We start from the raw sequence: 11,319 nt of genomic DNA on the forward strand, positions 1-11,319 counted from the left end.
CCACACCAACAGGCTCCTTCACGACTTTCGAGGTAAAGCGGGCGTCCGGCAGCGTAACTGTTTCCTCTGCACCGTCGTTGTCGAACTGTTCCGCCAAGCCTGCATAGAAATCGAAACATCCGGCAGCATCACCGATATCCCAATCGGCCTCAGGAAACGGCTTGCCGTTGTCGATGACCTCAAGATTAGCAAGCTCGGTTTGGCGGTTGCGGATGCCAACCGCGATCCCGCGAAGATACACTGCTCGTTCAGTCCCGGATAGCTTCGGCCATCCATCGACGTCGAAGGCTCGGCGCGCAGCTTTCACCGCAGCGTCGATATCTTCGGCCGTCCCCGCGCCGACCTTCTGAATGACCTCTTCGGTCGCCGGATTAACGACATCGAACGTCTTCCCTTGAGACGGAGTTACCCATCTACCGTCGATGTAAAGCTGATTTCGCATGCGAAGCCTCTTGTGTAATTCTTGTTGGTGTCGACGGTCTGACGCAGGCGTGCCATCCGGGTTGCGTGAGCAAGATTGTCGCGAAAGGCTTTTTCGTCACATGTGGCGAGTCAAGCCGCCATCTACGCGCAGGTTCTGCCCAGTGATGTAACCTGCGTCTGGCGACAGCAGGAAAGCGGCGGTTTTGGCAATCTCCAAGACAGAACCGATGCGACGTAGGGGTATGCCGGTCGCAAACGTCTGGTCGTGGTTCATGCTGTCGATGTAGCCGGGCAATATCGCATTCATCCGGATGTTTCTCGGCCCATAAAGGTCTGAATACATCTTCGTGTAAGAGGCGACTGCCGCCCGATAGGCGCAGGAAATGGGATAGTTCGCATCGGGCTCAAACGAGGCCAATGTTGTGATATTGACAAAGGCTCCTCCCCMTTGCTCCAGCATCGTCGGCGTTGCCAGTCGCGCCATCCTCTGGACCGATAGTAATATGGCCTCATTACCTTCGATCCACAGGCGGTCTTCGATATCAAGCAAATCGCCTGTTGGCGGATGGCCTGTGTTGTTCACGACAGCATCGATACGGCCGAACCGCCCAAGCGTCGTTTCGACCAGCTTTTCAAGGTCTTCCAAGCTCGCCGTCGAGCCTTGTAGCCCAATCGCACCCAATTCTTCGGCGAGGATTTTTGCCGACCCGGAGGGAGACAAAAGCGAGAGATCATACCCTCGAGCTTTGAGCTCCCGAGCGATGGCTGCCCCCATGCCGCGGCCGCCGCCGGTTATGATCGCAACAGGTTTTCCGGTACCAAACTGTGACATCGTATTTCCAAACATTTCGAGGGGTATATCGAACTYAGTTCTTTGTGAGGTAGATGCTTGGAATCGCGCCGCGGAAGGTCCGATCCATGACGATTGCCAGGATCACGATCGCGAGGCTCGCCCGGACGCCGAGGCCGAACTCCATGCGCGTCAGACCACGCGTCACCTCGGAACCGAGCCCACCAGCCCCAACCAAKCCGGCCAGCACAACCATCGCCAAAGATAGAAGAATGCACTGGTTGACGCCGACTAAAAGCGTGGGAACTGCCGACGGTAACTCGATCTTGCGCAAGATTTCGAACTTCCTTGCTCCGATCGCCGCTCCGAGTTCAATGCGCTCGTGCGGTATCTGAGCCATCGCAAGGATGGTCAGGCGTACCATCGGGGCGATACCGTAAATGATTGTGGAAATGAGCGCGGGCACGCTGCCCAGACCGAACAGGATAACGGCGGGGACCAGATACACCCACGGCGGCAGCGTTTGCATCATGTCCAGAACTGGACGGGAGATCGCCTGCAAGCGCTCGCTGCGTGACAGCACAATGCCAATCGGAATACCGATCGAGATAGAGAAAATAACCGCCAGGATGACCAGCGCTATGGTCTCGATGGTTGCTTCCCACATTCCTAACACGMTGCACATGAGCAGGCCAACAGCCGCCAGCAAACCTATTCTCCAGCCAGCCACTCCCAATGCAATCATGCCCGCCACACCCGCGACAACCGGTGCGGGCGCCGCCGAAAGCAAAAAGACCAAGCTTGAGACCCAGAAATCGAAGAATGCCGAGACCGCAGAAAAGACGCCGTGGTAGTGGATGTTCAGCCACGACAATGCCGGCCCGAAAACTGATCCGGGAGAAAGCTGAAAACTATCCATTTTTGTCTCCGAATCTTACGGTTGCCAGTCGTTGCGAAAAGCGGTCGAGCACGATGCTGAGGACGACGATCGCTATGCCGGCGTTGATCGATTTATCTATCTGCAACGTCMGGACAGCCTCGTAAACCGACTGACCCAGGCCACCTGAGCCGACAATTCCAGCGATAACGACCATACCGAAACCGAGCATTAGGCTTTGGTTGACACCTGCCAAGATTGACGGAAACGCAAAGGGAATACGTATCTTGAAAAGGGCGTGGAGAGGTTTCATGCCGAACGCATGACCAAGTTCTTGGAATTGGATCGGAGTCATTCGGATTCCGTGCGCGGTGAGACGCATCGCCGGTGGGATGGCGACAAGGCTCGTGGCACACATCGCTGTTGCTGGGCCGTATCCGACAAGCGCGATGCCAGGGAGCAGGTAGATGTAGGCGGGCATGGTTTGAATGAAATCGAGAACCACATCGCTGACTTTATTCATGCCTGCTGTAAGTCCCACCAAGACGCCGGCAGGAATCGCTATCGTCAAAGCGATCAGAGTGGAGCTCAGAACAAGCGTCAATGTCGCCATTGTTTCTGCCCACAGGCCCATTGCCTGGCATAAATACAATCCGGCGGCGGCCGCGACAGCAAAAACGCGCCCGACATAAAGCCATCCGGCAACGAGAACTATCAAAATGAACGTCCAGTAAGGCGGTAACATCAAGACATGCTCCAAGCCTTCGTAAATCCCTTCGAGAGCTAATCGAACGAAATCAAAAAATCCCGTAGCGTTGTCGGTGACCCACATGAGAGCATTGTCGACAACTGGATCGAAATTCTCGGAAATATCCAACATGCTTACCTACCGTTCTGCGGTCCCGCTGAATTCATTATTGGACGTCAATGCCTCGTACCGCCTTTAGCAAGTCCTCTCGCGAGACCGTGCCGACGTTTTGACCGTGGCTCACGATCGCAATCTGATCAGCGCCATTTTTAAGCGCGAGGTCGATCATTGTTTGAAGGTCGTCATCCACATCGGCTTTCGGCGCGTTGGCAGAAAGAGTGCTGCCAGTTGACCGCATAATCGAGTGGGCTTTCACCAGGCGCAGTCTCGAAATCCCTTCAACGAATTCCGCGACATATTCGTCGCCTGGATGAAGAACGATTTCCTCTGGCGTTCCGATCTGAACAATACGTCCTTCCTTCATGATCGCGATACGATCACCGATCCGAATGGCTTCTTCCAGGTCATGCGTGATGAAGATGGAAGTCTTGCGCAGCCTTGTGGAAAGCTGACGGAATTCGGTCTGCAGCTGCTTGCGAATAAGTGGATCAAGTGCGCTGAATGGCTCGTCCATCAAAAGAATCTCGGGATTTGCGGCAAGCGCTCTCGCGATACCGACACGCTGCTGCATGCCCCCAGAGAGTTCACCCGGATAGCGATCCGCCCAATTGTCCAGGCCAACCGTCTGCAAGGCGGCTCGAGCGGTCTCCAATCGCTTGGACTTCGAAAGCTGTTGAACTTCCAAGGGCAGCGAAACGTTTTGAAGAACAGTTCGGTAAGGCAACAGTGCCACGTGTTGAAACACCATGCCGATGTGTTTGGCACGAAGCTCGCGCAAGTCTGGGACATTCAGCTTACATACGTCCTTGCCCCGCACCATGACTTCGCCAGCGCTTGGCTCGATCAATCTGTTGAAATGCCGAATGAGCGTGGACTTTCCACTTCCGGAAAGCCCCATGATGCAGAAGGTTTCACCTTCATACACATCGAATGAAGCGTCAGCCACGGCAACAACGGAGCCGAAACGTTTTAGAATTTCATCCTTGYCGAGCGTCGAATCTCTTGCGGCTTTTACCGCAGCGGGATTGTAGTCGCCAAAGAGTTTCCAAACAGAGCGACACTCGATTACCTTGCTTCGACTAGCGAGCTTATTGTCTTGAATTGGTCTCACCATGTTCATGACGCCTCCTAATAAATAACCTGAAGCGACGGTGCCCTAGCAACTGCAGGGCACCGCACCACGAACACCGGATTTATTCGCCAGAGATAACCGACCATCTCTCGATGAGCTGGGCGTGGTTTTCCCACCACGCATCAACAGCCTGCTCGACAGTCTTGCCCTCGTTCATCTGCCCATTGATGGCGGTGATATCGTCTATCGGGATAAAGACTGTGGCAAGTGCCTCGCGGCGATGGCTATCGGCTGCCGAGAAGCCCTTCTTGCCGATCCAATAGTAGGTCTGCGGCGGAGGGAAAACGCCTTTCGGGTCTTTGAGGAACTTGACGTCGTATTTGAGGGCCATCCACGACGGTTCCCAAAGCATGGTCACGATCGGTTCCTTGCGCTCGAGAGCCGCCTGAAGTTGTGCAGTCATCGCCGACGTGCTCCCGTCGACAACCTGGTACTTCAGCCCGTATTCTTTGACGGCGTTGGCGACGTCTCGCATTAGACCGGAACCAGGCTCGATACCGACAATTTTCCCGCCGACCTTGTCGGCATAGCTGTTCAACTCATCGACCGAATTGATCGGGGCGTCCGAGGGAACAACGAGACCCTGAAAGAGACCATGAGAAAGGACTGAAACCTTCTCGAGGCGATTGTGACTTTTCGCCCAGTAGTCATTCGTAACGTAATTGATTTGGGAAGCGAGGATATCGACGTCACCCTTCTGCAGAGCGGCGAAAGCGATGCCCCACTCGGAGAACTGCTTGAGCTCGACCGTATATCCCTCTTTCTCCAGAAATTTTTTGGTGATCAACGAGATGGGCAACAAGTCTTCCCAGCCGAGAGAACCCATTTTGATTGTCTTCTCCTGCGCATGCACTGACACCAGGCTCATCAACAGAAGAGCAGCGGCGGTGAATAATTTTACGATGTTTCGCATTTGTCGTTCCCTTTCTTTTTCTGCGTAAATTCAAATTGCATGCTATTGAATATTGCGTCCTCCCATCTTGTCTCAGTGTTCCAAGGCAGTGATAGCGCTCTGCAACTCCTGATCTTCTTCTTTGGTGAGCTTGAGAAGCGGCCTGCGGACGTTGCCGGTGCCGTAGCCGCGCAGTTGCGCTGCCCGGACAACGGACTGCGAATACTTGGACCGCCAGATGAGAAGAAGCGACGGGATCATGCGAGCCCAAAGCGCGAGCGCTTCGGCGTACTTCTTGTCCGTCACCAGATCATAGAGCTGCACGGCTTCACGCGGCATGTAGTTCGCGCCGCCCCAAATCACGCCCTTCGTGCCCGCCATGAGGGCAAAGACCGTTGTCGTGTCTGCTCCGTTCAGGACACCGGGTGTGATCGCAAGATATTCCTGGTGAACCGTGAGATCACCGGCGCTATCCTTGATGTAAGTAAAGTTCTTTAGCGTTATGAGCCGCTTCAAAAGACTTAGGGACACAGATATGCCGGTGGCCTGCGGAATGTTGTAGCCAATGATGTCGATGCCGATCGCAGAGTCGATTTCGCGGTAAAACTCGAATAGGCCGTCATCATCAGAAGGGCCTTCGAGGTAAGGAGGCAGGATCATCAGCGCATGCGCGCCAACCTGTTCCGCATGCTTCGAACGGCGGATTACTTCGTCCATGTTCAAAGCGGAAGTCTGGCATATCAATTTACACCGACCGTTAATGCGCTTTGCACCAACCTCATAAAGCTCATTGCATTCGGCTTCGGTGAGGAACGGGTGCTGACCGGTGCCAGAACCGAGAACGAGGCCATGCACTCCGGCATCGATGTATTTGTCGATAAGCTCTTCGAAAACGACCAGGTTGATTGTCCCATCGTCGTTAAAAGGCGTCTGCATGGCCAAGTTGATGCCATTGAGTTCTACCATTTGAATTTCCTTTCTAACGGTCAGACTTCGCGACCGGCTTTTTTCAATCGACGACCGGTGACGAAACGCACGCCCATTGAGGTGATTAGTTGCGGGTACGCGCGGCTCGGCCGCACTTTCTTTTTCAGGATTTCGATGACGGGCGACGTGCGGCCCGTAGCAAGTTCAGCGACCGCTTTGCCAAAAGCAGTTCCGCGCGAGACACCCGTACCGTTGCAGAAGGCCGCCCCGTAGACGTTGTCGGCAAGCTGTCCGAAAACCATGCCGCCGTTCTGGGCGAGCGTCAGCATGCCACCCCAACTAACCTCGAAGCCCATCTTCGACAAATCGGGCCAGCGGCGATCAAAGGCGAGCTGCTGGTAACGTCGGGTGCTCATTACCTCTTCGCGCGTCATCTTGAAGTCGTTGGCGTAGGAATAGACGTTGCGCAGGAACAACCGGTTATCGACCGTTCGGCGAACAGTGGTACCGAAGCTGTCAGCAGGAATGAGACCATAGGCGGGTCGGTCGCCGACTTGTGCCAATTCGGCCTCCGTGAGCTGCCGCGTCATGCTGGCAAAAGTGTAGAGCGGAATGGCGCTGTTTGGATAAAAACCGAATTTGGTGAGGTAGCCAGCAGCGCAAATGATGACAGTCTTCGGGCGGATCGTACCCGTTGCGGCCTCAAATAGATGGCGTGGGGCCCCATAACTCGCACCGGTAATCGGGGTGTTTTCATGCACAGTAACGTTCTTCGGTAGTAGCCGAGTTGCATTCTTGAGGTACTTGGCCGGCTGTAACAGAATAGTGCCCGGATGGTGGATGGCGCRGATGTAGTGCTTGCTGCCAGTCATCGCCTGGATTTCGTCACGCTCCACCCAACGATAGTTCTGCCCCATGCGATCAAGCGCTTTGGAGAAACTCTCGAGCTCTTTCACTCCGTGGTCGGTAGCTGCGCTGTGGTATTTGCCTTGCGGGTCCCAATCGCATTCAACACCGAGTTCTTCGACGGCAGAGCGGAGATATGCGTTGCCTTCAAGATTGGCATTCAGCTCATCGAGGTTGCCCTGCACATCCTCAACGAAGTTGCTCTTTCGAGGATTGTGGGCAAGATCGATCGCAAAGCCCATGCAGCGACCCGCCGCGTTGTTACCAATTCGGCTCGCATCAACCAAGATAACGGATGCATCCGGATTGAGTTCGGCGTAGCGACGGGCCGCATGCAGCCCCATCCACCCACCGCCAATGACCAAGCAGTCGCACTCGACATCGCCCTTGAGGGGAACCAGCGGAAGCTCCGGGCCGGAGGTCACATACCAGCCCGACGGAGTAGCCTCGACATGAGGCGGCTGAATTGAAATGCGATCATTGGAAGTTGTGGAAGTCATTGTTTTCTCTTCGAACCCGAAAGCGCGGCGCACGCCGCAGAAATTCATTAGAGAATACACTCAGGGCCTAAGGTCAGTAGACGAAAAGGAAGACGGCTGATATAAACCTGATTCATGGCCAAGCTGCGTTACATGTTGCCGTCCACCCAGTCGCTCTTTGTATTCGAAGCGGCTGCCCGGAACCTTAACTTCAAACTGGCGGCCGCAGAGCTCAACGTGACGCAACCCAGTATTTCACACTCTGTCAAAGCACTTGAGCGACAGTGCAAGGTAGACCTTTTCGTGCGCGACAATCGTGGAGTGAGGCTCACGGAAGCGGGACGTCTGCTTTATGACAGCGTTCGTTCCAGCTTCCAGCGCATTGAGCAGAGCCTCAAGACGATATCGTCAGATGATACTCAATACATTACTGTCGCCGCGTCCACGTCCATGGCGGCTCATTGGCTTGTGCCAAACCTGCCTGTCTTCCAGCAGCACAATCCAGGCATCAAAATTAAGGTTGTCACGACTGATCGTGATATCGAGCCTGATAGCCAGGTTGACATGACAATCTGGCTACGACCACGAAATTTCGAGAGAAACAATAGTTGGTATATCTGCGATGAGGTGATTTTCCCGGTGTGTTCGCCGCTCTACAGTGGGAGAGCGGCAGCAATCAACACCGTCGCTGATCTGGTCAGCCATCAGCTCCTGCATTCATTCGATCCTCACAGAAATCGTATGGGATGGAATGAATGGTTGAGCCGTATCGGACTTGAGTCAGCGCAGGTCGCGCCTGATCTTGTCTTCAACGACTACCAGCTCGCTGTACAGGCTGCCTTGGCGGGCGAAGGCATAGCGCTTGGTTGGTCATTGACCCTGCAGCCGCTGCTTCGGCGCAATGTGCTTGTGAAGCCTTTGAATCAGCACATACGGACGGGCAACGCATTCTTCGTCGTCGCAAACGAGCGCAGTTCAAAACTCGATCAGATAAAGCCCCTTGTTGAATGGATTCTCACTGAATCAAAAGACCTGTAAATCGAGAAGGCAACACAAAGAGACTCTGCCGTTGGATGGGTGGCCTCCTTGCTTTTTGCTGACTTAAACGCATGAGAAAGGTCAGACCGCGCGGTGTGAACAGCACGGTCTGACATGAGGTGGCTTAATGCCTAGACTCGCAGGACGTGATGTAACCTCACAGCTTCGTACGCTCCGCTTTCGGGTCGTACATGGGACGCAGAGATGCCTCCGCCTCATATCGCACACCCGCAATTTCGATCTCATATGTCGAAGCGAGAACCTGCCCCTCGGTTTCGCCCTCGCACGGCACATATCCCAGGCCGATCGCGCCGCCCAGATGGTGGCCGTAATTTCCTGATGTTATGATCGAGATAATCTTTCCATCGCGAACGAGAGCTTCGTTGTGGAAAATGAGCGGCTCGGCATCTTTCAATCGAAATTGCAACATGCGGCGCTTCAGTCCGCCTTCGCGCTTGCGAAGCACCGCGTCTCGCCCGATGAAGTCGCCCTTGCCCGTCTTAACGGCAAAACCGAGTCCGGCTTCAAGAACATGATCTTCGTCGGTGATGTCGTGGCCGAAATGGCGGAAGCCTTTTTCGATGCGGCAGCTATCGAGTGTGTGCAGGCCGCAGAGTTTCAGTCCGAAATCCCGTCCTGCTTCTTCTAGGGCCTCGAAGACATGCGCCGTCTGATCGGTGGACACGTAGAGTTCCCAGCCCAGTTCACCGACATAGGTAACACGGTGGGCGCGCGCGATACCCATGCCAATCTCGATTTCTTGGGCCGAACCGAAGGGAAACGCCTCGTTTGAAAAGTCATTCGGGCTAATCTTGGTGATAACGTCCCGCGACTTCGGACCCATAAGAACCAAAACGGATTCGGCCGCCGTGATGTCGGTAATGACCACAAATTCATCGGCGCGCAGCTGCTTGCGCAACCAAGCGAGATCGCGCTGCAGCGTCGCGCCGGGCACGACCGCGAAAAAGGCAGTTTCCGCGAGGCGCGTCACGGTCAGATCGCTTTCGATGCCGCCACGTTCGTTGAGCATTTGGGTATAGACGATCTTTCCAGAAGCGACATCCATCTGGTTGGCGCACAGCCGCTGCAGGAACGGCAAGGCGTCGCGGCCTTCGATGCGGATTTTACCAAAGGAAGTCATGTCGAAGAGGCCGACACCACTGCGAACGGCGAGATGTTCCTCCCGCTGGTTTTCGAACCAGTTCTGCCGCTTCCAGGAATAACGGTATTCTCGTTCCTGGCCCTCTTTCGCGAACCAATTCGCGCGTTCCCATCCCGCAACTTCACCGAAGACCGCCCCACGCGCCTTCAAATGTTCGTGCAGCGGCGAACGACGCACACCACGGGATGTCGTCATCTGCCGATACGGGAAGTGATCGGCATACAGCAGACCGAGCGTCTCTGAAACCCGGTCCTTGAGATATAGGCGGTTCTTCTGAAAAGGCTGGGCGCGGCGGATATCGACGTCCCAAAGGTCGAAGGGTGCTTCACCGTCGTTCATCCATTGCGCCAGAGCCATGCCGGCACCACCAGACGAAACGATGCCGATTGAATTGTACCCCGCAGCGACCCAATAGCCTTTAAGCTCCGGTGCCTCGCCGAGATAATAGCGATCGTCCGGAGTGAAGCTTTCCGGACCGTTGAAGAAGGTATGGATGCCAGCTGTTTCAAGCATTGGCATGCGGTTGACGGCCTTCTCGAGGATCGGCTCAAAGTGCTCGAAGTCTTCCGGCAACTGGTCGAAGCAGAAGTCTTCGCGAATGCCATCCATACCCCACGGTTTTGCCTTAGGCTCGAACGCACCGAGCAGCATCTTTCCAGCATCCTCTTTGTAGTATGCGCACTCATCTGGAACACGAAGAACAGGGAGACGGGCAAGCCCTTGGATGGCTTCGGTTACGATGTAGAAGTGCTCGCATGCATGGAGGGGCAATGTCACGCCGGAACGGGCCGCGAGGTCGCGCCCCCACATTCCACCACAATTGACGACGTGGTCGCACTCAATTGTGCCGTATTCGGAACCCTGCGCCCAAGAGACGCCTGTCACCCGACCGTCGCGATCGTGCACGCCGGTCACCTTGACGTTTTCAATAATCTTCGCACCTAGCAGGCGCGCACCTTTGGCAAGTGCCATCGCAATGTTGGCAGGATCGCATTGGCCGTCCTGCGGAAGGTGGACCGCGCCTAGTACATCAGAGATATTAAGATGCGGGTAGAGGCTCTTGACTTCCTGCGGGGAGATTTGCTGGACATCGACATCGAACGCCCTGGCAAGGCTTGCTTGTCGATAGATTTCCTCCTTTCGCTCCTCGGTAAGTGCAACCGTAATGGAGCCATTCTGGCGCATTCCCGTGGCGATCCCCGTTTCTGCCTCAAGCTTGACGTAAAGGTCAGCGGAGTATTTCGCCAGACGGGTCATATTCTGCGAAGCGCGCAACTGGCCGATGAGACCGGCGGCATGCCAAGTCGTGCCGGAGGTCAGTTGCTTTCGCTCTAGCAAGACGATGTCCGTCCAGCCGAGCTTCGCAAGATGATAGGCTACCGAACATCCGGAGATGCCTCCGCCGATGATAACAACGCGTGCCTTGGTGGGAATATTGATCATCGTGCTATTTTCCGTTTGAGGATGCTGGCGAACCCGGCAGCTATCGAAGTTGGGTAGATGTGGMAGAGGAAATTAAAGAGCTCGCTCAAGCGCCGGTAGGACTTCGAATAGATCGGCGACGAGGCCATAGTCTGCGACCTGGAAGATCGGGGCTTCCTCGTCCTTGTTAATGGCGACGATGACCTTGGAGTCCTTCATGCCGGCAAGATGCTGGATGGCGCCGGAAATGCCGACGGCGATGTAGAGCTGCGGGGCGACGACCTTGCCGGTCTGGCCGACCTGCCAGTCGTTCGGGGCATAGCCTGCATCGACCGCAGCGCGCGATGCGCCAACGGCGGCGCCGAGCTTGTCGGCCACCGGCAGGATGACGTCCTGGAACGTT

At 55.3% G+C, this 11,319-nt stretch carries 11 protein-coding genes; 1 reads left to right on the plus strand and 10 read right to left on the minus strand.

The window, feature by feature from the left end; genetic code table 11:
• The 8 genes from AC1D17_RS25655 to AC1D17_RS25690 all read right to left on the minus strand — a co-directional run.
• The coding region (locus tag AC1D17_RS25655) for an aldehyde dehydrogenase family protein (protein ID WP_477568106.1) at window positions 1–442 on the minus strand (442 nt) is incomplete at its 3' end.
• A gap of 96 nt (window positions 443–538) precedes the next feature.
• Window positions 539–1,255 carry an SDR family oxidoreductase gene (locus AC1D17_RS25660; RefSeq protein ID WP_477568107.1) on the minus strand — a complete coding sequence of 239 codons (717 nt, stop codon included), beginning with the start codon at window positions 1,253–1,255 and terminating at the stop codon, window positions 539–541.
• A 34-nt stretch (window positions 1,256–1,289) separates the two neighbouring features.
• Window positions 1,290–2,132, minus strand: coding sequence for an ABC transporter permease (locus AC1D17_RS25665; RefSeq protein WP_477568116.1), 843 nt, complete (start codon window positions 2,130–2,132; stop codon window positions 1,290–1,292).
• A complete protein-coding gene (locus AC1D17_RS25670; protein ID WP_477568108.1) occupies window positions 2,125–2,970 on the minus strand; it encodes an ABC transporter permease in 846 nt (281 codons plus the stop codon). The genes AC1D17_RS25665 and AC1D17_RS25670 overlap by 8 nt, the downstream gene beginning before the upstream one ends.
• A 34-nt stretch (window positions 2,971–3,004) precedes the next feature.
• A complete protein-coding gene (locus tag AC1D17_RS25675; protein WP_477568109.1) occupies window positions 3,005–4,078 on the minus strand; it encodes a quaternary amine ABC transporter ATP-binding protein in 1,074 nt (357 codons plus the stop codon).
• 73 nt (window positions 4,079–4,151) lie between these two features.
• Window positions 4,152–5,003 (minus strand): glycine betaine ABC transporter substrate-binding protein, encoded by an 852-nt coding sequence (locus AC1D17_RS25680; protein ID WP_477568110.1) that lies wholly within the window; start codon window positions 5,001–5,003, stop codon window positions 4,152–4,154.
• 72 nt (window positions 5,004–5,075) lie between these two features.
• A complete protein-coding gene (locus AC1D17_RS25685) occupies window positions 5,076–5,948 on the minus strand; it encodes a dihydrodipicolinate synthase family protein (protein WP_477568111.1) in 873 nt (290 codons plus the stop codon).
• Between the two features lie 20 nt (window positions 5,949–5,968).
• On the minus strand, window positions 5,969–7,315 hold the full coding sequence (locus AC1D17_RS25690) for an NAD(P)/FAD-dependent oxidoreductase (protein WP_477568112.1): 1,347 nt from the start codon (window positions 7,313–7,315) through the stop codon (window positions 5,969–5,971).
• Between the two features lie 114 nt (window positions 7,316–7,429).
• On the opposite strand from AC1D17_RS25690, the gene AC1D17_RS25695 reads away from it, so the two are divergent.
• Window positions 7,430–8,332 carry a LysR substrate-binding domain-containing protein gene (locus AC1D17_RS25695; RefSeq protein WP_477568113.1) on the plus strand — a complete coding sequence of 301 codons (903 nt, stop codon included), beginning with the start codon at window positions 7,430–7,432 and terminating at the stop codon, window positions 8,330–8,332.
• Window positions 8,333–8,489: 157 nt separating this feature from the next.
• On the opposite strand, the gene AC1D17_RS25700 is transcribed toward AC1D17_RS25695, so the two are convergent.
• On the minus strand, window positions 8,490–10,937 hold the full coding sequence (locus AC1D17_RS25700; RefSeq protein ID WP_477568114.1) for a GcvT family protein: 2,448 nt from the start codon (window positions 10,935–10,937) through the stop codon (window positions 8,490–8,492).
• A 72-nt stretch (window positions 10,938–11,009) separates the two neighbouring features.
• On the minus strand, window positions 11,010–11,319 hold a 310-nt coding region (locus tag AC1D17_RS25705; protein ID WP_477568115.1), incomplete at its 5' end, for an electron transfer flavoprotein subunit alpha/FixB family protein.

Source organism: Pararhizobium sp. P1_E7, assembly GCF_056405855.1.

Coding starts and splice junctions, on each gene's coding strand:
- AC1D17_RS25680 (WP_477568110.1), bottom strand. CDS start 5,003: ATGCGAAACATCGTAAAATTATTCACCGCCGCTGCTCTTCTGTTGATG.
- AC1D17_RS25685 (WP_477568111.1), bottom strand. CDS start 5,948: ATGGTAGAACTCAATGGCATCAACTTGGCCATGCAGACGCCTTTTAAC.
- AC1D17_RS25695 (WP_477568113.1), top strand. CDS start 7,430: ATGGCCAAGCTGCGTTACATGTTGCCGTCCACCCAGTCGCTCTTTGTA.
- AC1D17_RS25700 (WP_477568114.1), bottom strand. CDS start 10,937: ATGATCAATATTCCCACCAAGGCACGCGTTGTTATCATCGGCGGAGGC.